26 protein-coding genes are annotated in these 25,174 nt (G+C 71.2%); 10 read left to right on the forward strand and 16 right to left on the reverse strand.

What is annotated here, in order from left to right:
• The first annotated feature begins 15 nt into the window (after positions 1–15).
• A complete protein-coding gene (locus IPK81_10160; protein QQS14485.1) occupies positions 16–1,230 on the forward strand; it encodes a CoA transferase in 1,215 nt (404 codons plus the stop codon).
• A 214-nt stretch (positions 1,231–1,444) separates the two neighbouring features.
• Entirely contained in the window at positions 1,445–2,254 is an 810-nt protein-coding gene (locus tag IPK81_10165; GenBank protein ID QQS14486.1) for an enoyl-CoA hydratase/isomerase family protein, read from the forward strand.
• Between the two features lie 37 nt (positions 2,255–2,291).
• Here IPK81_10165 and IPK81_10170 read toward each other — a convergent pair whose 3' ends face one another.
• From IPK81_10170 to IPK81_10180, 3 genes are all read right to left on the reverse strand, one after another.
• Positions 2,292–3,392, reverse strand: a complete 1,101-nt coding sequence (locus IPK81_10170) for an NAD-dependent epimerase/dehydratase family protein (GenBank protein ID QQS14487.1) — start codon at positions 3,390–3,392, stop codon at positions 2,292–2,294.
• A 170-nt stretch (positions 3,393–3,562) separates the two neighbouring features.
• Positions 3,563–4,378, reverse strand: a complete 816-nt coding sequence (locus tag IPK81_10175) for an SDR family oxidoreductase (protein QQS14488.1) — start codon at positions 4,376–4,378, stop codon at positions 3,563–3,565.
• A 221-nt stretch (positions 4,379–4,599) separates the two neighbouring features.
• Positions 4,600–6,297, reverse strand: a complete 1,698-nt coding sequence (locus IPK81_10180) for an acyl--CoA ligase (protein ID QQS14489.1) — start codon at positions 6,295–6,297, stop codon at positions 4,600–4,602.
• A 232-nt stretch (positions 6,298–6,529) separates the two neighbouring features.
• On the opposite strand from IPK81_10180, the gene IPK81_10185 reads away from it, so the two are divergent.
• Positions 6,530–7,492 carry a DUF4238 domain-containing protein gene (locus IPK81_10185; GenBank protein ID QQS14490.1) on the forward strand — a complete coding sequence of 321 codons (963 nt, stop codon included), beginning with the start codon at positions 6,530–6,532 and terminating at the stop codon, positions 7,490–7,492.
• A 191-nt stretch (positions 7,493–7,683) separates the two neighbouring features.
• On the opposite strand, the gene IPK81_10190 is transcribed toward IPK81_10185, so the two are convergent.
• On the reverse strand, positions 7,684–7,899 hold the full coding sequence (locus tag IPK81_10190; GenBank protein ID QQS14491.1) for a DUF1289 domain-containing protein: 216 nt from the start codon (positions 7,897–7,899) through the stop codon (positions 7,684–7,686).
• A gap of 28 nt (positions 7,900–7,927) precedes the next feature.
• The gene (gene phaR / locus IPK81_10195) at positions 7,928–8,593 is read right to left on the reverse strand and encodes a polyhydroxyalkanoate synthesis repressor PhaR (protein ID QQS14492.1); all 666 of its coding nucleotides are present in this window, start codon (positions 8,591–8,593) and stop codon (positions 7,928–7,930) included.
• Positions 8,594–8,917: 324 nt separating this feature from the next.
• On the opposite strand from phaR, the gene IPK81_10200 reads away from it, so the two are divergent.
• The 4 genes from IPK81_10200 (at position 8,918) to IPK81_10215 (ending at position 13,260) form a co-directional block, all read left to right on the forward strand.
• Entirely contained in the window at positions 8,918–10,306 is a 1,389-nt protein-coding gene (locus tag IPK81_10200; GenBank protein ID QQS14493.1) for an alpha/beta fold hydrolase, read from the forward strand.
• 95 nt (positions 10,307–10,401) lie between these two features.
• The gene (locus IPK81_10205) at positions 10,402–11,277 is read left to right on the forward strand and encodes a LytTR family transcriptional regulator (GenBank protein QQS14494.1); all 876 of its coding nucleotides are present in this window, start codon (positions 10,402–10,404) and stop codon (positions 11,275–11,277) included.
• Between the two features lie 124 nt (positions 11,278–11,401).
• The gene (locus tag IPK81_10210; GenBank protein ID QQS14495.1) at positions 11,402–12,610 is read left to right on the forward strand and encodes an acyltransferase family protein; all 1,209 of its coding nucleotides are present in this window, start codon (positions 11,402–11,404) and stop codon (positions 12,608–12,610) included.
• Positions 12,598–13,260: a dienelactone hydrolase family protein gene (locus tag IPK81_10215; GenBank protein QQS14496.1), complete on the forward strand. Its 663-nt coding sequence runs from the start codon at positions 12,598–12,600 to the stop codon at positions 13,258–13,260. Before IPK81_10210 ends, IPK81_10215 begins: the two co-directional genes overlap by 13 nt.
• Positions 13,261–13,329: 69 nt before the next feature.
• Here IPK81_10215 and IPK81_10220 read toward each other — a convergent pair whose 3' ends face one another.
• The 11 genes from IPK81_10220 to IPK81_10270 all read right to left on the reverse strand — a co-directional run bounded on the left by IPK81_10220 (position 13,330) and on the right by IPK81_10270 (position 22,081).
• On the reverse strand, positions 13,330–14,499 hold the full coding sequence (locus tag IPK81_10220) for an aminotransferase class V-fold PLP-dependent enzyme (GenBank protein QQS14497.1): 1,170 nt from the start codon (positions 14,497–14,499) through the stop codon (positions 13,330–13,332).
• 99 nt (positions 14,500–14,598) lie between these two features.
• Positions 14,599–15,105 (reverse strand): heme-binding protein, encoded by a 507-nt coding sequence (locus tag IPK81_10225; GenBank protein ID QQS14498.1) that lies wholly within the window; start codon positions 15,103–15,105, stop codon positions 14,599–14,601.
• Positions 15,106–15,137: 32 nt separating this feature from the next.
• Complete coding sequence (locus tag IPK81_10230; protein QQS14499.1) at positions 15,138–16,376, reverse strand: alpha-hydroxy-acid oxidizing protein; 1,239 nt, start codon at positions 16,374–16,376, stop codon at positions 15,138–15,140.
• 82 nt (positions 16,377–16,458) lie between these two features.
• Positions 16,459–16,812 (reverse strand): type II toxin-antitoxin system RelE/ParE family toxin, encoded by a 354-nt coding sequence (locus tag IPK81_10235; GenBank protein ID QQS14500.1) that lies wholly within the window; start codon positions 16,810–16,812, stop codon positions 16,459–16,461.
• A 5-nt stretch (positions 16,813–16,817) separates the two neighbouring features.
• Entirely contained in the window at positions 16,818–17,111 is a 294-nt protein-coding gene (locus tag IPK81_10240; GenBank protein ID QQS14501.1) for a type II toxin-antitoxin system ParD family antitoxin, read from the reverse strand.
• A 68-nt stretch (positions 17,112–17,179) separates the two neighbouring features.
• The gene (locus IPK81_10245; protein QQS14502.1) at positions 17,180–17,791 is read right to left on the reverse strand and encodes a pyridoxamine 5'-phosphate oxidase family protein; all 612 of its coding nucleotides are present in this window, start codon (positions 17,789–17,791) and stop codon (positions 17,180–17,182) included.
• Positions 17,792–17,823: 32 nt separating this feature from the next.
• A complete protein-coding gene (locus IPK81_10250) occupies positions 17,824–18,432 on the reverse strand; it encodes a gamma-glutamylcyclotransferase (GenBank protein ID QQS14503.1) in 609 nt (202 codons plus the stop codon).
• Between the two features lie 11 nt (positions 18,433–18,443).
• The gene (locus tag IPK81_10255; GenBank protein ID QQS14504.1) at positions 18,444–19,064 is read right to left on the reverse strand and encodes an OmpA family protein; all 621 of its coding nucleotides are present in this window, start codon (positions 19,062–19,064) and stop codon (positions 18,444–18,446) included.
• 77 nt (positions 19,065–19,141) lie between these two features.
• Entirely contained in the window at positions 19,142–20,119 is a 978-nt protein-coding gene (locus IPK81_10260; protein ID QQS14505.1) for a prephenate/arogenate dehydrogenase family protein, read from the reverse strand.
• A 4-nt stretch (positions 20,120–20,123) separates the two neighbouring features.
• Positions 20,124–21,212, reverse strand: coding sequence for a histidinol-phosphate transaminase (locus IPK81_10265; protein QQS14506.1), 1,089 nt, complete (start codon positions 21,210–21,212; stop codon positions 20,124–20,126).
• Between the two features lie 23 nt (positions 21,213–21,235).
• Positions 21,236–22,081: a chorismate mutase gene (locus IPK81_10270; GenBank protein ID QQS14507.1), complete on the reverse strand. Its 846-nt coding sequence runs from the start codon at positions 22,079–22,081 to the stop codon at positions 21,236–21,238.
• 350 nt (positions 22,082–22,431) lie between these two features.
• On the opposite strand from IPK81_10270, the gene IPK81_10275 reads away from it, so the two are divergent.
• From IPK81_10275 to IPK81_10285, 3 genes are all read left to right on the forward strand, one after another.
• The gene (locus tag IPK81_10275) at positions 22,432–23,640 is read left to right on the forward strand and encodes a homoserine O-acetyltransferase (GenBank protein ID QQS14508.1); all 1,209 of its coding nucleotides are present in this window, start codon (positions 22,432–22,434) and stop codon (positions 23,638–23,640) included.
• A 5-nt stretch (positions 23,641–23,645) separates the two neighbouring features.
• Positions 23,646–24,263 carry a methionine biosynthesis protein MetW gene (gene metW / locus IPK81_10280; GenBank protein ID QQS14509.1) on the forward strand — a complete coding sequence of 206 codons (618 nt, stop codon included), beginning with the start codon at positions 23,646–23,648 and terminating at the stop codon, positions 24,261–24,263.
• 343 nt (positions 24,264–24,606) lie between these two features.
• On the forward strand, positions 24,607–24,783 hold the full coding sequence (locus tag IPK81_10285; GenBank protein QQS15043.1) for a hypothetical protein: 177 nt from the start codon (positions 24,607–24,609) through the stop codon (positions 24,781–24,783).
• The last annotated feature ends 391 nt before the right edge of the window (positions 24,784–25,174 follow it).

Raw genomic sequence — 25,174 nt, forward strand, 5'->3', positions numbered from 1 at the left:
CCGGAGCGGCCCCGCATGACCGCCGATCCCTCCCCGGCCGCACCGCTGGCCGGGCTGCGGGTGCTCGATTTCGGGCACACGATCATGGGGCCCTGCGCCGGCGTGCTGTTCGCCGATCTGGGCGCCGACGTGGTCAAGATCGAGCCGGTCGACGGCGATCCGACCCGGCGCCTGCCCGGCTTCGCCGGCGGCTTCTTCGCCACCTTCAACCGCAACAAACGCAGCGTCGCGGTCGACCTCAAGAAGCCGGAGGGCGTGGCGGTGGTCCACCGCCTCGCGGCCGGCGCCGACATCGTGCTGGAGAACTACGGCCACGGCACGATCGAACGGCTGGGCTGCGGCTGGGAGGATCTCGAGAAGGTCAATCCGCGGCTGATCTACCTGGCGCTCAAGGGCTACCTCAAAGGCCCGTACGAGCGGCGCGGCGCGCTCGACGAGGTCGTGCAGATGCAGAGCGGCCTGGCCTACATGACCGGCCCCCCGGGCCAGCCGCTGCGCGCCGGCGCCTCGATCATCGACATCCTCGGCGCCGTGTTCGGCGTCGTCGCCGCCATGGCCGCGCTGCGCGAGCGCGACCGCACCGGCCGCGGCCAGCGCGTCGGCGGCGCGCTGTTCGAGACGGCGGCGTTCCTGATGGGCTCGCACATCGCCGGCGGCGCCGTGACCGGCCAGCCGATGCCGCCGTTCCCGGCGCGCAAGGGCGCGTGGGGCGTCTACGACGTGTTCACCGGCGCCGACGGCACGCAGGTCTTCGTCGGCCTGACCAGCGACGGCCACTGGGCGCGCTTCTGCGCCACCTTCGGGCTCGACGACCTCGGCGCCGATCCCCGGCTGCGCACCAACGCGCTGCGCACCACGGAGCGCGCCTGGCTGATCCCGCGGCTGCGCGAGGTCCTCGGCGCGCGCAGCGCCGCCGACATCGTCGCCGGCTGCGCCGCCGCCGACGTGCCCTACGCCCGCATCGGCCAGCCCGCCGATCTGCTCGACGACGCGCAGCTCCAGGTACCGGGCGGCCTGCTGGCGACGGCGCTGTCGGCGCTGGGCGGCGGCGGCGGCGCGGTGGTCGGCGTGCCCGGCCTGCCGGTCGAGTTCGGCGACGGACGCGCGCGCGCCGCGCTGACGCGCCAACCACCGCGCATCGGCGAGCACGGCCGCGAGATTCTCGCCGAGGCCGGCTACACCCCGGCCGAGATCGACGCGCTGGCCGCCGCCGGCGTGCTCGCGGCCTGACGGCGCGCGCACCGCCGGCGCCACGGGTCATTCCGAGCGCCGCGAGGAATCTTTCAGCCGCCCAAAGATTCCTCGCGGCGCTCGGAATGACGGGTCGGAGTCGGCGGACGCCGCCCATCCGTCCGACCCGCCGCTGCATCCACGGACGCGCCACTCCAGAGGAAAATGCGCTAGCCTCGCGGGGCGGCGAGGAGCGCGGAAACGGAGAGGCGGCATGACCGGGCAGTTCGTGACCATCGAGAAGGGGCTGGGCACCGGCGGCCGGATCGCCGTCGTGCGCTTCGACCGCGGCGACGGCGTCAACGCGCTGTCGTCGGCCGCGATGCGCCAGCTCACCGACGCCGCGCGCGAGTTCGAGGACGACCTCGCCACCTCCGTCGTGGTGCTCACGGGCGCGGCGCGCGGCTTCAGCGCCGGCTTCGACCTCAAGGAGCCGGCCGGACGCGACCGCGCCGCGCTGCCGCTGGGCGCGCGCCGGATCGCGCTGCGCAACGGACCCCGGCTGTGCCGCGCCTGGTACGAGATGGACCAGGTCACGATCTGCGCCATCGAGGGCCATTGCGTCGGCGGCGGCGTGGCGCTGGCGGCGTCGCTCGATTTCCGCTTCTGCGCCGCGTCGGCGCATTTCCGGATCCCCGAGGTCGAGCTGGGCATGAACATGAGCTGGGGGTCGGTGCCGCGGCTGCTGCAGCTCATGGGCCCGGCGCGCACCAAGCAGGCCGTGATCCTGGCGTCGGACCGCATCACCGCCGCCGACGCCAAGGAGTGGCGGCTGGTCGAGACCGTGACGCCCGATGGCGGCGCCTTCGCCGAGGCGATGCGCTTCGCCGAGCGCATCGCCATCCAGCCGCCGGTGCCGGTGCAGATGGTGAAGCAGTCGGTGAATCGACTCGCCGGCGCGCTCGACGATCTGGCGGCGCACATGGACCTCGACCAGTTCGCGCTCGCCAGCGCCGGCGAGGACCACGCCGAGGGCGTGCGCGCCTTCGCGGAGAAGCGCAAGCCGGTGTTCCGCGGCCGCTGACGCGCCGTCGTACGGCGCGCGCGGAACCCGCGGCGCGCTACCGCCCGCGCTGGTCGCGCTCCGCGCCGGCCTCGCGCGGATGGGCGTAGGGATGCCAGTTGGCGTCGACCGCCTCGGTCGCCGCGGCGCGCATCAGCTCCGCGCCCCGCCGCCACGCCGCGATCAGCCGGTCCTCGGCGGCGTAGTCGAACGGATCGCCCAGCGCGCGCTCGACGTCGCCGCCCGGTTCCGGCGGATGCTCGACGTACCAGCGCACGGTGCGCGCCAGCGCGTCGCGCACGCCCAAAACGTCGCGGTAGCCCAGCTCCGTGCGGATGCGCGTCAGGTCGAGGAGCTGGTGCCCGAGCGGGCTCAGCACCATGCGCCGCTGCGCGCCCGCGACCTCGTAGGGCACCGGCACGATCTCGACCTCGCGCTTCAGCTCGGCGGCGATGACCTCGACGATCTGCGCCAGGGTGAGCTGCTCGAGGTCGCCGCAATTGTAGATCTTGCCGGCGGCCGTGGCGGGCTGGTCGACGGCCAGCAGCACGGCGTGCGCCAGGTTGCCGGCCCAGCCGTGCGTCGAGAGGTGCATGCCGAAATGCGGCAGCACGATCTGGCGGCGCCCGTCGAGCACGCGGCGGATCACCGACCACTCGCGCGGCCGAAGCTGATACGGCCCGTAGACGTAGGGATAGCGGAACACCGTGCCGCCGGGGTGCGCCCGCAGCACGGCCTGCTCGGTCTGCGCGATCAGCCAGCCGAAGCGCTGCTCGGTCTCGCTGGCGACCACCGGCGCGTCCTCGGGCACGGGGCTGGACATGCCCGCCGGCGACAGCGCGTGCGGATCGATCCAGCCGCGGTAGGCGGCGTAGCCGCCGATGCCGATGAACCGGCCGGCGCGTCCCGCCAGCGCCGCCGCCAGCAGGCGCACGCGGCCGTAGGTCGCGACCACCAGATCGAACTCGCGGCCGGCCAGCGCCGCGTCGATGGTCTCGGCGAAATGCGGATCGCCGTGGATGTGCTCGACATCGTCGGGGATCTCCGGGATCTCGTGCGCGCCGCGATGGAAGATCGTCACCGCGTAGCCGCGCCGGCGCAACCCGTCGACGATGAACGGCCCCGTCGGCCCGGTGCCGCCGACCACAAGCGCTTTCATCCATTCATCTCCCATGCCGTACGTGCGGGGGACGATAATCTAACGCGGTTTAGAATGCTATCGGCGCCCCGACCCCGCCGTCATCCCGAGCGCGGCGAGGCATCCAAGGTCGGCGCCCGTGTCCCTCGCCGCGCTCGGGATGACGGCGGGGCATGATCGATCCGCTCGCGTCACCGCGGCGCGAACAGCCGCACGAGATCGGGATGGCCGGTCGCGGCCGTGACGCCGCCGTCGACGACGAGGTTGGCGCCGGTCACGAAGCCAGCCTCGTCGGCGGCGAGGAACGCGATGGCGGCGGCGACCTCCTCCGGCCGGCCGTAGCGCCCGACGGGAATCGCGTCGGCGAACGCGGCGGCGATGCGCGGGTCCCCGGCCGTGGCGGCCGCCAGCGGCGTGTCGATGGCGCCGGGCGACACGGCGTTGACGCGGATTCGCTCCGACGCCAGCTCCAGCGCGAAGCTACGGGTGAAGTTCAGCGCGCCGGCCTTGGCCGCGTTGTACGCGGGCATGCCGCGGTCGCCCGCCATGGCGGCGACCGACGCCACGTTCACGATCGCGGCGCCCTCAGCGCGGCCCGAGGCGATGGTGGCGCGCAGATGCGGCAGCGCCGCCTGGCACGACTCGAACACGCCCGTGAGGTTGATGTCGATCAGGCGGCGCCAGTGCTTGGGCGCCAGCGCACCGGCCGGACCGAACGCGGCGACGCCGGCGCTGTTCACCACCACATCGAGGCGATCGAAGCGGTCAACGGCCGCCGCGTAGAGCGCGTCGAGCGAGCCGCGATCGACGACGTCGGCGGCGTGGAACACCGCGCGGTCGGACGCGAAGGACGCCGCGGCGGCGGCGCCGACATCGGACCGCCGCGCCGCGATCACGACGCGCGCGCCCTCGTCATGGAGCCGCCGGGCCGCCGCGAGCCCGATACCCGACGTGCCGCCCAGCACGACCGCGACCTTGTCGTTGAATCGCGCCGACGGGAGTGTCATCGATTCAATTCCTCCCCTCCGCGCCCGCACCGCGTGACCGCGACGAAGCCCCTCATCCGCCCCTTCGGGGCACCTTCTCCCCCTCGTCAGGGGAGAAGGAAGATCTCTTCGACACTCAATCTCCCGCCTCGCGCGGGCAAGGAGGGAAGGCGCCATATCAAACCTCCCTTCTCCCCCGTCATCGGGGGAGAAGGTGGCGCGCAGCGCCGGATGAGGGGTCGTCAGACCCGCCCCAGTTCGCGCCTGGCGATCTCGACGAGGCGGAATTTCTGGACCTTGCCGGTCGGCGTCGTCGGCAACTCGGCGGTCGTCAGGAACAGCACGTGTTTCGGCACCTTGAACTTCGCCAGCCGCCCGCGCGCCAGCTCGATCAGCTCGGCCTCGGTGGTCGACCCGCCGGGCGACAGCACGACGCAGGCGCAGCCGATCTCGCCCCAGCGGTCGTCGGGCACGCCGATGACGAAGGCCTGGCCGACGGCGGGATGGCCGGTCAGCAGCTCCTCGACCTCCTTCGGCGACACCAGCTCCCCGCCGGATTTGTAGAGTTCCTTCGAGCGACCGGTGAGCTCGAGGTAGCCGTCCGGGCGGATCCGGCCAAGATCGCCCGACCTCACCCAGCCGCCCGGCAGGATCAGCGCCGCCGTCTCCGTCGGCTTGGCGAAGTAGCCGGTGGTCGCGACCGGTCCGCGGCCGCACAGCTCGCCCTCGGCGCCCTGCGGCAGATCCTCGCCGGTCATGGGATCGACGGTCTTGTACTCGGCGATCAGACCGCCGCGCTCCGGCATGCCGGCGACTCCCGCGTCGACCGGCGTGCCCACCGTGGTCGCGACCATCGACAGCTCGTCGTCGGGCAGCGTGAAGGTGGTGGCCGACGTCATCTCCGTCATGCCGTAGCCGGTGAACACCTCCTTGAAGCCGAGGCGGTCGCGCAGCTTCTGCCACACCCACACCGGCGTCGGCGCGGCGGCGGCCAGCACGGCGATCAACGAGGAGAGATCGTAGCTATCGATGTCGGGATGCTCGAGCAGCGCCACGCTCATCGTCGGCACCATCATCAGGTAGCTGGCGCGGTGGCGCTGCACGCCGGCGAAGGTCGTGGCCGCGTCGAAGGTGAGCTGCGGAATCAGCGCGCCGCCGACGAAGATCGCCGCCACCATGCCCTGGACCAGCGCGAAGGCGTGATAGAGCGGCAGCGCCGTGAGGATGCGGCGGCCGTCCTCGAACGCCAGCCCGTAGGCGCCGCCGTAGCCCGACCGCGCGAGGTTGTCGTGCGTCTGGATCACGCCCTTGGGCAGACCGGTCGTGCCCGACGTGTACATCACGACAGCCGCGTCGTCGGGCCGCGCCGGACTGGGCGGCAGCGGCGACGAGTCGGCGGCGCCGCGCGCCTCGACATCCGCCAGCGTCGTGACGCCGGGGCGGCCGGAATCCTCGGTCACGACGATCCCCGACAGCTTCGGGAAGCGGTCGAACCGGCCGGCGGCCCAGCCCGGCGCGATCTCGTCGAACGACGCGAGATAGTCGAGGCCGCGGAACGACGCCATGGTGACCACCAGACGGCATTCCGACTGGCCGACGACGTAGGCCAGCTCCTCGGCCTTGAACAGGAAGTTGACGGGGATCAGCGCCGCGCCCAGCCGCCACACCGCGTAGGCGATCGGCACGAACTCCGGATGGTTGGCCATCACCATCGCCACGCGGTCGCCCGGCCGCACGCCCATCGCCCGCAGCCCGCGCGCCAGCCGCTCGGCCCGCGCCGACACCTCGGCGTATGTCATCGCGGTGTCGTCGGTCAGCACGTAGGGCCGCGCGGCGTAGGCCGCCACCGCGTCGGCCAGCCGGACGTCCATCGTCGTCGGCGTCCAGACCGGATACCGCGCCGCCAGCGCCGCGCGCCGCCGTTCGACCGACTCCACCACCGGCCCCTCCCCGATTGAAGCCCTCGTTGGCGAAATTCTACTTTGAATTAGAAATTTCTGGCAAGAGAGGCGACGGCCATGCCCTCACATCGGCTGGAGTACTAATTCTGCGTCGTCCTGAGCGCCGGCGAAGGACCTCGCCGCCCGCCAAGGTCACAAGCGGCCACGAGCTTGCAGGCGAGCGCCCATTAAACCAAAATGTTGGCATCACAAATAACACCAACGCCTCGATATGCCGCTCGACCACTACGTATCACAGGTGCACCTTAAGAAATTCTACTCCGCCTCCTTAGGCGGCGGGATGATGCACGCGATGAAGAAGTCTGACCTCAAGGTGTTCCCGTGCAGGTCGCAGGACGTGTGTCGGATCGAAAACGGCAGCACGACGCCATTCCTTGAGAATGAACGGATAGTCGAGGAATTCCTCCGAGAATACGTAGAGCCAAAATACAACGCCGCCATTGGCAACCTGATATCCGATGAAATCGATGTCGATTGCATCCTCGCGATCTCTGGGTTCACGGCGTACATCCTCACCTGCTCACCCACCGTCCTACGAACAAACGTTGCAATGCCAAGAACCATGGTGGAGCACACGGCAGCAATCTTAGACAGGCGCGGCGCCCTTCAAAGGGCTCCCGCCGCTCTAGGGAACAAGACGCTCACACAGCTGGTTCAAGAAGGGGTTGTCAAAATTTCTATAGACCCGAAGTTCGTGCAGGCGAACGGAGTCGGTCAGATCGTCGAAATCGCCAACATTTTTGGCAACAGCCACTGGGAGATATTGATCAACGACTGTCTCGATAGCCCCTTCTTCACCAGCGACTTTCCAATTGGCATCGAGCAATCGGCGGACCCACGGGTAGTGAATAGAGTCGTCCCTTTGGCTCCATACATCGCCGTACGTATTCACCCAGATATTGGATTTAGACGGGGAGACAAAGACTTCTCATTCAGTCGATTTTCCCGGTCGCACCGAAAAATCTCCAAGCAGGAGGTCCTATCAATCAATCGGCTGCTTGTTAGGTGTGCCGAGGATATCGTTTTCTACTCAGCACCATTTCCATGGGTGACAAACTTCATCGCGAAGAATCGGAATTATCGCGTCAACACAATCGCCTACAAAATGCCGGCACCAGACGGCAGCTTTCATCTTTTCTCTCAGAAGTTGACGCCTCATGCGTGGTCATCATGACCCGAACGGTAGCTGTCTAGCTAACGACGGGCACCGTGAGTACAGGCGTCCACAAAACAGATCGCTTAACTGCTGCGCTGCGCACCTCTGCCTAGGATGGCAGCTAGGAGTCTACGTCCGTCCACGCGGTACGATAGAGGTACACACTCGAAAATCTATTCTTCGGAGGATCGTCGGAGAGATGCGCGCGGCTAAGACGGCACCGGCGCCACCGGGTCGGGCCGCGACGGGAGCTCGGCCAGCACGCGTTCGCGGGCGTCGTCGCCCATCGTCACCCAGCGCGCGATCTCGTCGATGGTGCGTTTGCAGCCGCGGCAGTAGCCGGCGGCGGGATCGATCACGCACACCGCGACGCATGGCGACACGATCGGCCGGCGGCGGGGCGGCGGTGGCGACGGGTCGGTCACGGCCGGAATCGCCGCGTCGGCCGGCGGACTAGGTGTCGCGCTTCACGGCAAGCTGGCTGAGCTGGCCCTGCAGCTCCTCGAGCTTGCGGCGCAATTCCTCCAGCGCCTGCGTCTCGCCGCCGGGCGGGACCGGCGGCGGCGGGGCCATCGGCGCGACCGGCGCCGGCTCGGGGTCGCGCGCCGCGGCGGCCGCCGTCGTGGCGGCCACGCCGGGCATCGCCATGAACGGGTTGAACACCTTCATGGCCTGCTCGAACATCGCCATGCTCTGGCGCGTCTGCTGCTCCATCTGCGCGAACGGGTTGAAGCCGAACGCGCCCTGCATCGCCTCGCGCATGCGCTCCTGGTTGCGCGAGAAGGTCTGCATCGACATCTCGAGATACTGCGGCACGAGGCCCTGCAGGTTGTCGCCGTAGAACGAGATCAACTGGCGCAGGAACGGGATCGGCAGCAGGGTCTGGCCGCCCTTGTTCTCCTCGTCGAAGATGATCTGGGTCAGCACCGAGCGGGTGATGTCGTCGCCGCTGCGCGCGTCGTAGACCACGAAATCGGTCTTGTCCTTCACCATCTGCGCGAGATGCTCGAGCGTGACGTACATCGACGTCGAGGTGTTGTAGAGCCGGCGGTTGGCGTACTTCTTGATCACCACCGGCGCCGATTTCGCACCCGCGGTCGTATCCGTCGCGTTCGCCATGGTGTCGTTCCCGCCCTTTGGTTGCGTCGCAGCCGCCGCGCCGCACAACGCGTCAAGCTAACGCCCGGCCGGCAGAGCGACAAGCCCGTTGTGCGCCGCGACAAGATTTCCACCCGATTCCATGCTGCGCAGCATGGATCGCGGTATAGTGCGGCATGGCCGACGATCCCGACTTCGACCCGCTGGCGAAACGTTACCTCGACCTGTGGCAGGGCCAGCTCTCGGCGCTGTCGTCGGATCGCCAGCTCACCGAGACGCTGACCCGGCTGCTGGCCACCACCAACGCCAGCATGACGGCCGCTTTCGACGCCGCGCGGAGGGCCCATGCCGCCACCCCCGACCCAGACGCCGCCGGCCAGGGTCGGCCCGCGTCCGCTGCCGCTGCATCTGCTGACGGCGCTGCAGAGCTGGGGGAGCTCCGAGCTCGGCTGGAAGCTGTCGAACGGCAGCTCCGGGGACTCGAGGACCGGGTCGCCGCCATCGGCGCCGCCGCCCGGCCCAAGCGTCGCAGCCCCGTCAAACGCAAGCCCGCCGCCGAGACCTGACGCGACCGGCGCCGACGATCCGGCGGCGGCGCTGGCCGGTCTGCGCGCCGAGATCGAGGCCGCCCGCGCGCGCGCCGGCGCGGCGGACTCCGCCGGCGACGACGATCCGTTCCGCGCCGCGCTGCGCCGGCAGATCTTCCACCGGCTCGACCGGCTGGCGGCCGGCGTGCTGGCCTATCGCGACCATCCCGCGCGGCGCGCGCTCGACGATCCGCCGGCGATCTGGCGCGAGGGCCGGACCGTGCTGCGCGATGTCGGCGGCGCCGCCGGCGTCGCGGTCGCCGACGACGCGACGCCGATCCTGCTGGTGCCGTCGCTGATCAACGGCTGGCAGGTGCTCGATCTGGCGCCGGGCCGCAGCTTCGCGCGCGCGCTGGCCGCCGCCGGCTTCCGCCCGTACATCGTCGACTGGGGCACACCCGACGACGCCGATCGGAAGCTCGACACCGCCGCGTGCGTCGAGCGGCTGGGCCGCGGGCTCGACGCGATCGCCGCCCGTCACGGCCGTGCCGCGCTGCCGGTGCTGGGCTACTGCATGGGCGGCACGCTGGCGGTCGGTCTGGCCGCCATCCGCCCGCGCGGCGTGTCGGCGCTGGTGGCGCTGGCGGCGCCGTGGGATTTCCACGCCGACCGCGCCAGCCACGGCATGCTGATCACGATGGGGCCGATGCTGGCCGAGCTAGCGGACCGCGCCGGCGAGCTGCCGGTCGACGTCATCCAGACGCTGTTCTGGTCGCTCGACCCTTGGCTGGTGGTGAACAAATTCCTGCGCTTCGCCGCGCTCGATCCCGCCGGCGACCAGGCGCGCGACTTCGTGCTGCTGGAGGACTGGCTCAACGAGGGCGCGCCGCTGCCCGGCCCGATGACGCGCGACTGCCTCGTGGGCTGGTATGGCGAGAACCGGCCGGCGACCGGCGGCTGGACGATCGGCGGGGTGGTGGTGCGGCCACGCGAGCTCGCGGTGCCGACGCTTGTGGTGGTGCCGACGCAGGACCGCATCGTGCCGCCGCTGTCGGCCGCCGCGCTGGCCGGGCCCGACGGCGTGCCCGGCGCCACGCGGCTCGACCTGCCGCTGGGCCATATCGGCATGATGGTCGGCAGCGGCGCGGCGAAACGCTGCTGGGCGCCGCTGATCGACTGGCTGCGCGCGGCGGCGGCGAAGACCTGACGTTTCCGCGCGGCGCGGCGGCCCGCTACACTGCGCGCCGCACGATCATGGACACGCCGGCGCCCCCCTCCCTTCCGACCGATCCGCCGCGGCCCATGGCGCGGGCGACGGATTGGCGGCTATGGGCCGCGTGGGGCGTGGCGCTGGCGCTATCGGCCGCGTTCCGCACGCGCACGCTGCTGCTCGACGCCGAGCGCGCCGGGCTGGGCTTCGATCTGGCCTGGGCCGCGACCTTGGAAGTCACCAGCCACCTGACCTTGGCCGCGATGCTGCCGGCGGTCTACTGGGTCCACCGGCGCTGGTCGTTGCTGCCGCCGTCATGGCGCCGCGCCGCGATCCACATCGCCGCGACCATCCCGTTCTGCGTCGTCCACGTCGCGGTCATGATGGTGGCGCGCTGGCTGATCCTGGGCGCGTGGGGCGGGCGGCCCTATCTCCTCGACCTCGGGGTCGACCGGTTCCTGTACGAGTACCTCAAGGACGTGCCGACCTACGCCATCTTCGGCGGCGTGATCGTGCTGTTCGACCATCTCTTCGGCATGACCCCGGCCGCGTTCGCGCCACCCGCGGCCGCGCCTGCCGTGGCGACGCGGGAACCGGCGCCGGAATCCGTGCCGACGCCCGCGCCGCCCGCCCGGCCGGAGCGCTTCGCCGTACGCCGGCGCGGCAAGGAGATCCTGGTCGCGGTCGCGGACATCGGCTGGGTCGAGGCCTCCGGCAACTACGCCGTCCTGCATGTCGGCGCCGAGACCTACGAGCTGCGCGCGACTCTCACGCGGCTGGAGACCGAGCTCGACCCCGCGAAGTTCGTCCGGGTGCACAAATCGTACATGGTCAATATCGGGCGGGTGCGCGAGGTCGAGCCTTGGGTCAACGGCGACTGGCGCATCCGCATGGACGACGGCGCCGAGGTCAGCCTCAGCCGCCGCTTCCGCGCCCGGTTCGAAGCGCTGGTACCGGTCCGGAGCTGAGCGCCGGTCGTCCCGCCGGGCCGCCGTTCGTCCCACCGGCGCCGCCGGTCGTCACATTCCACCCCAAGGCGCCGGCCGGAAACGGCAAACCGGCCCCATCGACATCCCGCGATGGAGCCCGACCGTGACCGCCGCCACCCCGCCCGACCGCCGCGCCGACCTCGACTGGCTGCGCGTGCTCGCCTTCGGCCTGCTGATCCTCTACCACGCCGGCATGGCCTTCTCGGGCTGGAGCTGGCACATCGAGGACGCCGAGAGCCCCGTCTGGCTGCGCGAGGCCATGCGCTTCACCAACCGCTGGCGCATGCCCCTGGTGTTCGTGGTGTCCGGCGCCGCCATCGCGCTGGCGCTGGGCCGCCGCACGATCGGCGGTTTCGCCGCCGACCGCGCCCGGCGGCTGCTGCTGCCGCTGGTCTTCGGCATGGCCGTGATCGTGCCGCCGCAGGTCTACGCCGAGCGGGTCCACCGTGGCCAGTTCGCCGGCTCGTTCGTGGAGTGGCTGCCGCAGGCCTTCACCGGCGTCTATCCGGCCGGCAACCTGAGCTGGCACCACCTCTGGTTCCTCGCCTACGTGCTGGTCCTGACGGCGCTGCTGCTGCCGTGCTTCCTGTGGGCCCGCACGCCGGCCGGCGCGGCGCGGCTCGACGCCGCGTCCAGCGTCGTCGCGCGCCACCACCTGCACTGGCTGGTGCCGCTGCCGCTGATTGCGATCCAGCTCTGGCTGGCGCCGGTGTCCAGCAACCCGAACGGGCTGGTCGGCGACTGGGTCGGGCTGGCGTGGCACGGCACGCTGCTGCTCTATGGCGCGCTGCTCTTCCGCAGCGACGATCTGCTGGCGGCGCTGGAGAAGTGGCGCTGGGTGGCGTTGGCCATTGGCGTCGCGGTCTACGCCATCCTCCATCAGACGTTCCTCGCCGGCACGGTGCGGCCGCGCATCGCGCCGGAGGACCGCGCGCTGTTCACGGCGCTGGGCAATCTCGACACCGTGGCGTGGCTGTTCGCGATCATCGGCTTCGCGCGCCGCCATCTGACGGCGCGGCCGGCCTTCCTCGCGCGCGCCACCGAGGCGGTCTATCCCTTCTACATCCTGCATCAGACCGTGACGGTGGTCGCCGTCCACTGGCTGGTGCGCAGCGGCCTGCCGGTCGGCGTCAAGTTCGCGCTAGCCGCGTTCATCACCTTCGCCGGCACGTGGCTGCTGTACGAATTCGTCGTGCGCAGGGTCGATATCCTGCGTCCGTTGTTCGGCATGCGCCCGCGCTTGCCCCCGGCGCCCGCCCGCGCTCAAATCGCCGCCGCCAACCCCGACGGAGGAAACACATGGGTTCGATGATCGAGTACAAGCGGCCGGACGGCGGCGCGAACCGCGGCTATCTGGCGATGGCCGGACAGGGCAAGCCCGGCATCATCGTCATCCAGGAATGGTGGGGCCTGAACGACCAGATCATGGGCGCCGCCGACCGCTTCGCGCGCGCCGGCTTCAACGCGCTGGCGCCCGACCTCTACAAGGGCCGCGTCACGCAGAAGCCGGACGAGGCCAACCACCTGATGACCGGCCTCGACTTCCCCGGCGCCACCCACCAGGACATCGCCGGCGCCGCCGCCCACCTCAAGGGCCTCGGCGGCAAGGTCGGCGTGATGGGCTACTGCATGGGCGGCGCGCTGACGGTGGCGTCGGCGGTGCACGTGCCCGGCCTGTCGGCGGCGGTCTGCTACTACGGCATCCCGCCGGCCGATTTCGCCGATCCGGCGAAGATCAAGATCCCGTTCCAGGGCCACTTCGCCAACCGCGACGACTGGTGCACGCCTGCGGCGGCGCAGGCGCTGGAGAAGGCCATGAAGGGCGCCGGCCAGTCGCCGGACATCCATTTCTACGAGGCCAACCACGGCTTCAGCAACGAGCGCAGCGAACAGAACTACGACACCGCCTCGGCCAACCTCGCGTGGGAGCGCACGCTCGCGTTCCTCGGCAAGAACCTTTGAGGCGCGCGGCCCTCGCTCGAAAAGCGACGGGCGGCCCGCGGGCCGCCCGTATCCGTTCGACAGCGGTAGCTACGCGGCCATCGCCTTGGTGAACACCTCGACGAAGCGGTCGACATCGGCCTCGTCGTTGTAGACATGCGGGCTCAGCCGCAGGCGGCCCAGCCGCGGCGCGGCGTAGACCTGCGCCGCCGCCAGCCGCGGCACCAGATCGGCCGGCATGCCGCCGGGGAACTCGAGACTGAGGATATGCGGCGCCCGCGTGCCCTGCGGCGGCAGGCGGACCTGCCCGCGCGCCACGCCGCCGCTGGCGCGCAACCCGTCCTCGAGCCGCGCCGTCAGCATCGCGAGCCGCGCCACGATGGCGTCGTTGCCCCAGCCGGCCATCATCTCCATGCCGACCGCCGCCATCTCCATGCCGATGAAATGGTCGCGCTCGCCCATGTCGTAGCGCCGCGCGCCCTCCACGTAGCGCGTGTCGCTGAGATAGACCTCGTCCTCGGCCACGACGCGGCGGCGGCCGAACGCGGTCTGCTCCAGCGGCACGCCGTCCTGGTGCCGCTTGGCGACGTAGACGAAGGCGCGGCCGTAGGGACCCAGCACCCATTTGTAGGTCGGGAAGATCAGCACGTCGGGATCGAGCGCGCGCATGTCCAGCCGGCGCACGCCGGCGTCGTGCGTGGCGTCGACCAGCAGCATCGCGCCGGCGGCCTTCACCGCGGCGGCGACGCGGGCCAGATCGACCGCGCCGCCATCGGACCAGTGCACCGAGGAGATCGACGCCAGCGCCAGCGGCGCGGCGCCCGGCCGCGACACCGCCGCCAGCACCGCCGCGGTCCAGTCGCCGTCGGCCGCGCGCGCGACGCTCTCGACCGTGAAGCCGCCGGCCTCGGCGCGCGACATCCACTCCAGCATCGGCGAGGTGTGGTCGTCGGCCAGGGTCAGCACGCGCGAGCCGGCCGGCACCTTCAGGATCTTGCCGGCTGTCGCGACGCCGTAGCCGACCGACGACACCAGCGCGACGTCGGCCGGATCGGCGCCGATCAGCGCGGCGGCGGCGCGCCGCGCGCGCTCGTGCGTCGTGCCCGCGAGATCGCCCGCCAGCTCCCATGGCCGGCCCTTGCGCGCGACGCCGGCGCGGCCGGCCTCCTGCACCGCCAGCGGCAGCGGGCTCCACGACGCGGCGTTGAGGTAGCAGACCTCGCGCGGGATATCGAACAGATGGCGCTGGGCGGGAAGCATGCGCGGCACTCCGGAGGGCGGGACGGCGCGCAGACTAAGGGTCCGTCGATCACGAGTCAGCGGCGGAGTTGTATGCGGACAAGTCGCGCGACGACGACGCTAGAACTCCAGCTCCTCGCGCACCGCCTCGATGCCCTTGCGGGCGCAGCGGTCGTCGGCCTCGCCGCCGGGGGCGCCGGAGACGCCGACCGCGCCGAGCGTGGCGCCGCCGGCCTCGACCGGCACCCCGCCGCCGACCGCCACGACGCGCGGCAGGTGACGCACGCCGGACTGCGCCGGGTCCGCCGTGGCGCGCGCGAAGGCCAGCGTGTCCTGGCGGAACGAGATCGCGGTCCACGCCTTGTCGACCGCCGTGGTCACGGTGTGCGGCCCGGCGAAGCGGTCGCGCAGCAGCACCTGCGCCACCCCGGCGCGGTCGGTCACGGCCACGGCGACCTGGAAGCCCTCCTTGCGGCAGGCCTCCAGCGTGGCGCGCGCCAGCTTCAACGCCGTCTCCGGCGTCAGCTGCCTCACGGCGTAGGTCGCCTCCTGCGCGATGGACGCGGCGGGCGCCACCGCGGCGAGGGCGACGAGGGACGCGGCGAGCGCGCGCGTGGCTGCGGACATGGTCGACTCCTTCGAAAGCGTGACGTGATTCCTCAGCCGCGCGTCACCATCGCCGGCACGAGGTCGCGGACCGACGGCGCGCCCATCTGCTGCATGGTCGCCAAGGTCTCGCGCCGCAGGATCGACAATACCGCCTCGACGCCGGGCTGGCCGAAGGCGCCCAGACCCCACAGGTAGGGGCGGCCGACGCACACCGCCCGCGCCCCCAGCGCCAGCGCCTTGACGATGTCGGCGCCGCGGCGGAAGCCGCTATCGACCAGCACCGGCACGCGCCCGCCGACCGCGGCGACCACCTCCGGCAGCGTCTCGATGGTCGAGCGGCCGGCATCCTCGCCGCGGCCGCCATGGTTGGACACGATGATGCCGTCGACGCCGTGCTCGACCGCCAGCCGCGCGTCCTCGCCGGTGAGGATGCCCTTGAGCACGATCTTCGCCGACACCGCGTCGCGCAGGCGCTTCACCGAATCCCAGGTCAGCGTCAGCGCGCCGGTCGAGCGCAGGCCGCCGACGTCGATTCCGTCGAACATCGGCTTGCGCCTGACGAAGGCGCGCAGGTCCACGCCGTGGCATTCGCCGCAACTGCGCGGATCGGTGCGCCACATGCGCTGGTAGGTCTCCCAGTTCTGCCGCGCCAGCACGTCGACGGTCAGCACGATGACGCCGCAGCCCGCCCGCTCGGCGCGCTTGGCGATCGCGGAACCGACCTTCCAGTCGTCGGTCGGATAGAGCTGGAACCACACCGCCCGGCCGCGCGCGGCGTTGACGTCCTCGACCGAGCTGGTCGCCACCGTCGACAGCATCTGCAGATGGTCGCCGCGGCGCGCCGCCTTGGCGACCGCGATCTCGCCCTCGTCGTGGAAGGCGCGGTTGCTGCCGGTCGGCGCCAGCGCCACGGGGCTGGCGTAGGTGGCGCCGAACAGCTCGACCTTCATGTCGACGCGGCCGACATCGACCATGCGGCGCGGCCGCAGCTGGAACTCCGCGAAGGCCGAGCGGTTGGCGCGCAACGTCGCCTCGTCGTCGACGCCGGTCGCCATGTAGCCAAAATGCGCCGGCGGCACGGCGCGGCGCATCGCCGGCTCGAAGTCGAACACGTTCAGCGCCTTCGACGGATCGTCGATCACCGCCTCGAGCCCGCGCGGCGCCCAGATCATCGGGTCGGGCAGGCGCGACGGCGCGGCGGTCTGCGCCGCCGCCGGCGCGCCGGCCAGCAGCGGGCTGGCCGCGACGTAGCGCAGGAAGCGGCGGCGGGAGGCGGCGGGATCGGTCATGGTCCTGATCATAGAACGCCGGCATCGAAGTCGTCGTGCGCCGATTGCCCCATCGGCGTCCTCGCCATCCGCCGACCGGGTGTCAGCCCTCGTCCATGGGCGGCACATGCCGCGGAAGATCCATCGAATCGTGAAGGACCCGCGGCACCTCCACGATCCGGTCACCGTCGTGTCGACCAAGCCGGAAGAGGAAGAGATGGCGCGCGCGCCGTCCACGCCCGGACGCGTGCATGGTGAACAGGCCGGCGCCGACATCGTCGCGCCGCCGCGCGCCCGGCGTTCGCGGCCCATCGGCCAGCGCCGCGAGCGCGCCGGACACTATCCGGGAATAGATCGCCGTTTGCGCGTCGCCGAAACGGTCGGCCGTCCAGCCGTAGACATTCTGGAGATCGGCCTCCGCCGCCCTCGAGAGGCGGACCTCCCAAGCGCCGGCCACGGCGCTCAGACGCCTCTGCGCCGCCGCGCTATCACTTCCTTCGCGAGATTCTCGACATGCGCGCGCAGAGCCGCCGGCGTATTGAAGCTCCGGTACCTGCCCGCCTCCATGTCGGCGATGCCGATCTTCGCGGCCTCGCGGAGCGCCTTGAGTTTCGCGCGCTCCTCTGCGTCGCGGCTCTCGACCATGCGCAGCCCGTCGCGCAGCACCTCGCTGGCGTTCTGATAGCGCCCCGACGACACAAGCTCGTCTACCAAATCGGCTTGACGTTGCGTCAGGACGACATTCCGCGTCGGCATCGCCCGCTCCCCGAATGAAACAGCGTTGGCATATTATGCCATGGAGGAGCGGCGCGCCAGCCGGCCGCTCACCACATCGTCTTGCGCGCCCGTTCCGGCCACTCGGCGTCGTAGGTGGCGCCGCCGACGCGGTCCTGGCTGAGCGCGGCGAGGATCTGGCCGGCGCTGGGCAGGCTCGATGGCGCGACGTGGCGGGCGGGATTCCACAGCTCCGAGCGGACCAGCGCGCGGGCGCACTGGAAATAGACCGCGTCGACCGTCAGCACGATCACCGAGCGGGGCGCCTTGCCGTCGACCGCGAACGACTCCAGCAGCGCCGGCTCGGCGCTGAGGACCGCGCGGCCGTTGACGCGCAGCGTGTTGCCGACGCCGGGGATCAGGAACAGCAGCGCGACCCTGGGGTCGCGCACGATGTTGCGCAGCGAGTCGATGCGGTTGTTGCCCCGCCGGTCGGGCATCAGCAGGGTCTTCTCGTCGCGCACGCGCACGAAGCCGCGCTGGTCGCCGCGCGGCGAGCAATCCAATCCCTCCGGGCCCGCCGTCGCCAGCGACACGAACGGCGCGGCCTCGATGTAGGCGCGGTACTGCGGCGTGATCCAGTCGACCTCCTTCACGGTCGAGGCCTCCCCCGGCGCGCCGTAGAGCGCCTCCAGCTCGGTGATCGACGTGATCGTGGACATCGCGGACGCTCCGGATCGGGTGGCGCGGGAAGCTACGGCGCGGCGGTTTCCGATGGAAGCCGCGCGGCGGCGAGCAGGGCGCGCAGCGACGGCTCGTGGAAGCCCAGCGCGTCGAGGCGCTCGACGGTGTTGGCGAGGTAGTCGAGGTTGCTGCCGGTGGCGCCGACGCCGCGGCGGATCAGCGGCGCGGCGTCGGCGTGCGGCAGCTTGCCGGCGTATTGCCGATGGTCGCGGTTGGCGAGGTAGACCAGCGCCTCGACCCGCGCGCCACCGGCCAGGGTCACCGGCCGCACGGTCTCGACATAGACGCCGTCGTTGAGGATCTCGCGGTCCCAGAGATAGCGGCGGACGGCGTCGTGGCCGTCGCGCGGCAGGCGGTGGACCATGCCGCGGCAGGTGCCGCCGGGCAGCAGGCCGAGGATCAGGCCGGGCGCCTCGGGCGTGCCGCGGTAGTGCTCCGACCGGATGCAGAAGGCGCGGTGCCAACCGGCCAGGCGCGCGCCCATGGTCTCCGTCGTGGCGAAGCCCGGGTTCCACATCAGCGAACCGTAGGCGAACACCCAGCCCGGCCGCGCGGCGACCGGGGCCACGCTCGAGGCGGGGTAGCCGGGCCGGCGCGCGGCGGCCCTCGGGACGTCCATCGGCGGCGTGGTCAGGCCGTCACGCGGGTGACGGCCCGGCGGTTGCCCTTACGCGCCTTCTCGCTCTTGCCGGCCTTCTTGGGGTCGGGTTTCGCGTCGGGCTTGGCCTCCGCCTTCGCGGCGCGGCGCGGCGCCGGCGCGTCCTCGAACGCCACCACGGTGATGCGCTCGGCCGCGACGCCCTGCTTCACGAGGTAGTCGCGCACCTCGCGGCCGCGCGACAGGCAGAACTCGCGCGCCTTGGCGCCCTCGAGATCGTCGTCGCAATAGGCCTCGACCGTGATCTTCAGATCGGCGCGGCCCTTCAGCCAGACGGCCTGGTTGTCGAGGATCTTCAACGACCGCAGCGTCAGGTCCTTGGACTGGTAGTTGAACATCACCGTGTCGCCGACGGCCACGGCGAACTCGGCCTGGAGCTGGGTCGGCGGCACCGGCGTGGGCGCGGCGGTCGCGGCCGGCGCCGCAGGAGCCGTGGTGGCGGGCGCCGGCACCGGCGGCTCGGTGCGCGCGCCCGGCGTGATCATCGGCGCGCTGGTCGGCGGCGTCGCGGGTTTGGGCGGCGTCTGGGCCGTGGCGCCCGCGAGGGCGGCGCACAGGCCGAGGGCTGCGAGCGGAACGAGGCGGGAGATCATCGGCGATGCCCTCCTTAGGCGGACTACACTCAGGTCGTGACGGCGAAATGCGGCGTTTTCGGGTCCGACGCCGCCGCTCACGCCTGCTTCATGCCGATCAGCGCGCGGCGGATCGAGCGGGTGCGGCTGAACAGGTCGAACAGCTTGTCGCCCTCGCCCCAGCGGATCGCGCGCTGCAGGTAGAACAGATCCTCCTGGAAGCGGCCGAGGATCTCGAGCACCGCCTCGCGGTTGGTGAGGAACACGTCGCGCCACATCGTCGGATCGGAGGCGGCGATGCGCGTGAAGTCGCGGAAACCGCCGGCGGCGAACTTGATCACCTCCGAGCGGCGCTCGCCCGCCATGTCGTCGGCGGTGCCGACGATGGTGTAGGCGATGAGGTGCGGCAGGTGCGAGACGATGCCCAGCACCTTGTCGTGCCAGTCCGGCGCCATGAACTCGACCATGCTGCCACAGCGGCGCCAGAACGCCGCCAGCTTGTCGCGCGCCGCCGGATCGACGCCGGGCAGCGGCGTCAGGATGCACCAGCGGCCCTCGAACAGCTCGGGGAAGCCGGCCTCGGGTCCGGAATGCTCGGTGCCGGCGATCGGATGGGCGGGCACGAAATGCGTGCCCGCCGGCAGGAACGGCGCCATGTCGCGGATGACCGCCTGTTTGACCGAGCCGACGTCGGACACGATCGCGCCGGGCTTGAGCCTGGGCCCGAAGGCGCGCGCCGCCGCGCCGCAGGCGCCGACCGGCGTGCAGACGATGACGAGGTCGGCGCCCTCGACGGCCTTGGCGATGTCGGTGCCGCAATGGTCGACGATGCCCATGCGCGTGGCGGTCCGCGCCGTGGCCTTGCTGCGCGTGGCGGCGACGATCTCGCGCGCCAGACCCTCGCGGCGCACCACCTGCGCGATCGAGGAGCCGATCAGGCCGATGCCGATCAGCGCGATCTTGTCGAACAGCGGCGCCGGCTTGCGGACGCGGCGCGGCGCGGCCTTCCTCGCCGCCGGCTTGCGCGCCGGCGCCTTGGCGCGCTTCGCGGCCGCCGTCTTCTTCTTCGCGGCCATGGCGTCAGCGCCGCGCGACGAAGCGCGCCAGCGAGTCGCGCACGGCGCGCACCTCCTCCGGATTGCCGATGGTGATGCGTAGATGGTCGCCCAGCCCGTAGGCGCCGACCATGCGCGGAATCAGCCCGTCGCCCATCATCGCGTCGTTGGCGGCGGCGGCGCGCTCGGCGGCGCCGAAACCGACGAGCACGAAATTGCCGACGCTCGGACGCACGGCGAGGCCGAGCTTCGTGAGCTCGGTCGTCAGCCACGGCAGCCACTCGTCGTTGTTGGCGCGCACCGCCTCGGTGTGCGCCTTGTCGGCGAGCGCGGCGACGCCGGCGGTCTGGGCCGCGAGGTTGACGTTGAACGGCTGGCGCAGCCGGTTCATCACGTCGACGACGTGCTCCGGTCCGTACATCCAGCCCAGACGCAGCCCGCCCAGCCCGTAGATCTTCGAGAAGGTGCGCGTCATGACGACGTTCTCGGAGCTCCTCACGAGATCGACGCCGGCGTCGTAGTCGTTGCGCGCCACGTACTCGGCGTAGGCCGCGTCGATGATCAGCAGCGTCGAGCGCGGCAGGCCGTCGCGCAGCCGCTTGACCTCGTCGCGCGTGACGTAGCTGCCCGTGGGATTGTTCGGATTCGCCAGGCACACGATCCTCGTGCGCGCCGTCACCCGCGCCAGCATCGCCGTCACGTCGGTGCGAAAATCCTTCTCCGGCGCCGCCACGGGCGTGGCGCCGACGCCTTTGGCGTTGAGCGGGTACATCAGGAAGCCGTGGGCGCTGTACAGCAGCTCGTCACCGGGCCCGCAGTAGGCCCGCACCAGGAGATTCAAGAGCTCGTCCGAGCCGGCGCCGCAGACGATGCGGGCCGGATCCAGCCCGTGGTGGGCGCCCAGCGCCGCGCGCAGCTTGTCGGTGCCGCCGTCGGGGTAGCGGTGCAGCTCCGACGCGGCCGCCGCGTAGGCCGCCATCGCCTTCGGGCTGGGCCCCAGCGCGCCCTCGTTGGAGGACAGCTTCATCACCCTGGCGCGGCCCTCGACGGTGTCCTTGCCGCCGACATAGGGCGCGATCTCCAGGATGCCGGGCCGCGGCTCGGGGCGGGACATGCGGGTCGTCTCCTGAACGAAAATCAGCGCAAAACCGGCGACACGGCGTAGGCGCCCAGCGACAGCACACGGGCGCCGGGCGATCCCAGCGCCTCGACCAGCGCCGCCAGGCGGGGGTCGGCGTCGCCGACGTAGCCGGCGACCTCCAGCAGGTCGTGGTGGGCGCCCTGCTGGTCGAAATCCCACGCCGACAGCGGCGCCCCCAGCCCCGCCTTGGCGGCGGCCGAATTCACCCGGGCGCGGCTGATCTCGGCGTGCGTCTCCACCAGGATCAGCGAGCGGTCCTCGCCACTGTCCTCGGCCTCCAGCCGGGCCAGCACGAAGCCGCCCAGACCGCCGCCCCGGGCGTTGGGCATGGGAACGAACGGCAGGCGCTGCACCACGTTGGGCATCGCCGGATCGCCGCTGGCCAGACCGGGCCACCACGGGCGCGGATCGTCGGCCTGCGGCACCGGCACCACGCCGACCACGTTGGGATCGGCGCGCACGGCGGCCAGCACCTGGGCCGGGCTCTCATGCGCCGTGAACGGGATGGTCACCCCGAAATGGTCGCGCGCCAGATCCCAGTAGCCCGGCTGGTCGGCCGGCCGGTAGACCGCGACCCGGATCGGGCATTGCAGGAAGGTGAAGGACGAGACGATCTCGCGCCAAAGACGCACCAGGGCGGGCGCCGGGAAGGATCCGGCGTGCCGTCCCAACAGGCGGCGGATGACCTTGGCCTCGCGGCCGGGACGCAGCGCCAGGCCGCCGGCGCCACCCTTGGCGGCGCCGATGCGGCCGACCAGCTCGGCGCGGCGCATCAGCAGGTCGTGCACGGCGTCGTCGATGCCGTCGATCTGCTGGCGCAATTCGTCAAGCGGGGCGGTCATCGGCGGTGGGGTCCGGGCAGGGCGGAAAAACGAGGCGTACACCTAGCCGCGACCGGCCCGGAACGCAAAGAAAACATTGACACTTCAAGGGGTGCCTCCCTAGCTACCGGCCGTCTTCCGGAAGGATCGCCACCAGCGGAAACGAAGCCCCTCATCCGGCGCTACGCGCCACCTTCTCCCCCTCGTCAGGGGGAGAAGGGAAGATCCGCCGTGCTCCTTCTCCACCGTCATCGGGGGAGAAGGTGCCCGGAGGTCCGCCGCGGCAGCCGCGGCGGGGATCAGGGGCGCCGCTTCCATCACGCTGTCCGGCGCCCTATACAACCGCCCCCTCCAACCCCTTCTCCCGTCCGATGGAATCCACCGCCGCACCGACCGACGAGACACCGACCACCGCCGCGCCCGTCGCGGCCCAGGTGGCGACGGCGGCCGTGCGCAAGGCGCTGGAGGCCTGCCATCAGGTGACGCTGGGGCCGCTGAAGCTGGATTGCGGCGTGACGCTGCCCGGCCACCGCGTCGCCTACCAGACCTACGGCGCGCTCAACGCCGAGAAATCCAACGCGGTGCTGATCTGCCACGCGCTGACGCTGGATCAATTCGTGGCCGACACCCATCCCGTGACCGGCCGCGAGGGCTGGTGGGAGCCGGTGGTCGGCGCCGGCCGCATCCTCGATCCGGCCAAGTACTTCATCATCTGCGCCAACGTGCTGGGCGGCTGCATGGGCAGCACCGGCCCGCTCGACCTGGCGCCGGCCGACGGCAAGCCGTTCAACCTCGCCTTCCCCGTCGTCACCATCGCCGACATGGTGCGTGCGCAGGCCGCCCTGCTCGACCATCTCGGCATCGACAGCCTGTTCTGCGTCACCGGCGGGTCGATGGGTGGCATGCAGGTGCTGCAATGGGCCTCGGCCTATCCCAAACGCGTGTTCTCGGCGATCCCGATCGCCACGGCGGCGCGGCACTCCGCGCAGAACATCGCCTTCCACGAGGTCGGACGGCAGGCGATCATGGCCGATCCGGACTGGCACGGCGGCGACTACCACGCCCACGGCACGCGCCCGGCGCGCGGCCTGGCCGTGGCCCGGATGACCGCGCACATCACCTACCTCAGCGAGGTCGCGCTGCAGCGCAAGTTCGGCCGCCAGCTCCAGGACAAGCAGGCGCTGGGCTTCGGCTTCGACGCCGATTTCCAGGTCGAGAGCTACCTGCGCCACCAGGGCCGCTCGTTCGTCGAGCGCTTCGACGCCAACGCCTATCTCTACATCACGCGCGCGATGGATTATTTCGACCTCGCGGCCGAGCACGGCGGCTCGCTGGCGGCGGCGTTCAAGGGCAGCCCGACGCGCTTCTGCCTCGTCTCCTTCACCAGCGACTGGCTGTTCCCGACGCCGGAGAGCCGCGAGATCGTGCGCGCGCTCAACGCCGTGGCCGCCAACGTCTCGTTCGTCGAGGTCGAGACCGACAAGGGCCACGACGCCTTCCTGCTCGACGAGCCGGAGCTGTTCCGCACCCTCGAGGGCTTTCTCAGGGGCGCCGGCAACGCCCGCGGGCTGAAGGTCTGACGGCGATGGCGCTGGACGAACCCCGCATCGGCAACCGCGTCGACCTCCGGCTGATCGCCGACATGGTCAGCCCCGGGACGCGGGTGCTCGACGTCGGCTGCGGCGACGGCGCGCTGCTGGCGCATCTGGCGCGGGCCAAGGGCGTCGACGCGCGCGGCATGGAGCTGAGCCAGGCCGGCGTCAACGCCTGCGTCGCCAACGGCCTGAGCGTCATCCAGGGCGACGCCGACACCGATCTGCGCCACTACCCCGACGGCGCCTTCGACTACGTGATCCTGAGCCAGACCCTGCAGGCGACGCGCCAGCCGCGCGACGTGCTGGAGCAGATGCTGCGCGTCGGCAAGCGCGCCATCGTGTCGTTCCCGAATTTCGGCCACTGGCAGGTGCGGCTCGGAATCCTGTTCGGCGGCCGCATGCCGGAGAACGCCGCCCTGCCGCACCGCTGGTACGACACGCCCAACATCCACCTCTGCACCATCGACGATTTCCGCGCCCTGTGCCGCGAGGCCGGCGTCGTGGTCGAGCAGGCCACCGCCCTGGGCCGAGGCGGCCGGCCGATCGCCGTCCCCACGTTGATGGCGAACCTGTTCGGACAGCAGGGGCTGTTCCTGCTGCGGCGGTAGCACCCGCTGCAAGACGGCGGGGGCGGCTAGCTAGACGGGTCGTGCGGAGTGAAATCCGCCGATCCACGACCACGAACAGCGGGACGGCGCACCGGTCCTACAAGGCGGGGTAGGCGGTCTTGTCCGGACGGTGTGGGTGTCCGGGCGGGACGCGGTATGCGTCTTCGCCGCGAAAACCGGGGGTGATCCACGATGGACGCGGGGCGCGGTGGCGCGGCGGTTGCTTGGGCGCCAAATATGGTAGCCCACATTCGCGCGCATCGACTTCATCTTTACCAACATGACTCGCCCGGCCGAACGGGTCGTCGCCTTCTAAACGAAACGCGGACCCTGCGAGCAATGGATCACAGAAGGCAACAACGCGATCCGGTGGACGCGCCTGTCGTGCAGGATGTTCGCCGCCAACGCGGTGCGTCCGCGGCCGCATGGGCTGGCTTACAACCTCGGCGATTTCCTGCGGACGCTGACGACGCCCGGGCCGATCATCGACTGGTCGATGACCCGCCGCGCGAGAAGCTGATCAAGATCGGCGCGAGGATCGTCAGCCACGGCCGCTATATCGCCTTCCAAATGGGTGACGTCGCGTGCCGCGTCCGCTTTTCGCCGACATCCTGCGGCTGATCGCCGAACTGCGACCGCCGCCTGATCCGGCGCCGGCATGAGACGCGCGGTCGTCATGCGGTCAAGAGCGCCCGACAGGCGCGGTGCGTCCAACGGCCAGGGAAAACGCCCAGATCGGCGCCGCGAGCGAAATTTCTGACCGCTCAAGACGCCGGTATCCGCTCGCGCCTCGCCTCCGCCTTGCGGAAAGACCGCAAGCGTCCCAAGATTTAGCCGAGATCGGCGGTCATCTGGAGAATCCCGGTTTGTATCGCGTCGAAGGTCGGGCCAGTTCGTCCGAACTGGAGCAG

The organism is Rhodospirillales bacterium (assembly GCA_016699855.1).
In the GTDB taxonomy this organism is placed as follows: Bacteria; Pseudomonadota; Alphaproteobacteria; order Reyranellales; family Reyranellaceae.

Excerpts from the sequence above, each read along its gene's own strand:
- IPK81_10160 (QQS14485.1), top strand. The coding sequence starts at position 16 with ATGACCGCCGATCCCTCCCCGGCCGCACCGCTGGCCGGGCTGCGGGTG.
- IPK81_10165 (QQS14486.1), top strand. The coding sequence starts at position 1,445 with ATGACCGGGCAGTTCGTGACCATCGAGAAGGGGCTGGGCACCGGCGGC.
- IPK81_10170 (QQS14487.1), bottom strand. The coding sequence starts at position 3,392 with ATGAAAGCGCTTGTGGTCGGCGGCACCGGGCCGACGGGGCCGTTCATC.
- IPK81_10175 (QQS14488.1), bottom strand. The coding sequence starts at position 4,378 with ATGACACTCCCGTCGGCGCGATTCAACGACAAGGTCGCGGTCGTGCTG.
- IPK81_10185 (QQS14490.1), top strand. The coding sequence starts at position 6,530 with ATGCCGCTCGACCACTACGTATCACAGGTGCACCTTAAGAAATTCTAC.
- phaR (QQS14492.1), bottom strand. The coding sequence starts at position 8,593 with ATGGCGAACGCGACGGATACGACCGCGGGTGCGAAATCGGCGCCGGTG.
- IPK81_10200 (QQS14493.1), top strand. The coding sequence starts at position 8,918 with ATGCCGCCACCCCCGACCCAGACGCCGCCGGCCAGGGTCGGCCCGCGT.
- IPK81_10205 (QQS14494.1), top strand. The coding sequence starts at position 10,402 with ATGGCGCGGGCGACGGATTGGCGGCTATGGGCCGCGTGGGGCGTGGCG.
- IPK81_10215 (QQS14496.1), top strand. The coding sequence starts at position 12,598 with ATGGGTTCGATGATCGAGTACAAGCGGCCGGACGGCGGCGCGAACCGC.
- IPK81_10220 (QQS14497.1), bottom strand. The coding sequence starts at position 14,499 with ATGCTTCCCGCCCAGCGCCATCTGTTCGATATCCCGCGCGAGGTCTGC.
- IPK81_10225 (QQS14498.1), bottom strand. The coding sequence starts at position 15,105 with ATGTCCGCAGCCACGCGCGCGCTCGCCGCGTCCCTCGTCGCCCTCGCC.
- IPK81_10230 (QQS14499.1), bottom strand. The coding sequence starts at position 16,376 with ATGACCGATCCCGCCGCCTCCCGCCGCCGCTTCCTGCGCTACGTCGCG.
- IPK81_10240 (QQS14501.1), bottom strand. The coding sequence starts at position 17,111 with ATGCCGACGCGGAATGTCGTCCTGACGCAACGTCAAGCCGATTTGGTA.
- IPK81_10245 (QQS14502.1), bottom strand. The coding sequence starts at position 17,791 with ATGTCCACGATCACGTCGATCACCGAGCTGGAGGCGCTCTACGGCGCG.
- IPK81_10250 (QQS14503.1), bottom strand. The coding sequence starts at position 18,432 with ATGGACGTCCCGAGGGCCGCCGCGCGCCGGCCCGGCTACCCCGCCTCG.
- IPK81_10255 (QQS14504.1), bottom strand. The coding sequence starts at position 19,064 with ATGATCTCCCGCCTCGTTCCGCTCGCAGCCCTCGGCCTGTGCGCCGCC.
- IPK81_10260 (QQS14505.1), bottom strand. The coding sequence starts at position 20,119 with ATGGCCGCGAAGAAGAAGACGGCGGCCGCGAAGCGCGCCAAGGCGCCG.
- IPK81_10265 (QQS14506.1), bottom strand. The coding sequence starts at position 21,212 with ATGTCCCGCCCCGAGCCGCGGCCCGGCATCCTGGAGATCGCGCCCTAT.
- IPK81_10270 (QQS14507.1), bottom strand. The coding sequence starts at position 22,081 with ATGACCGCCCCGCTTGACGAATTGCGCCAGCAGATCGACGGCATCGAC.
- IPK81_10275 (QQS14508.1), top strand. The coding sequence starts at position 22,432 with ATGGAATCCACCGCCGCACCGACCGACGAGACACCGACCACCGCCGCG.
- metW (QQS14509.1), top strand. The coding sequence starts at position 23,646 with ATGGCGCTGGACGAACCCCGCATCGGCAACCGCGTCGACCTCCGGCTG.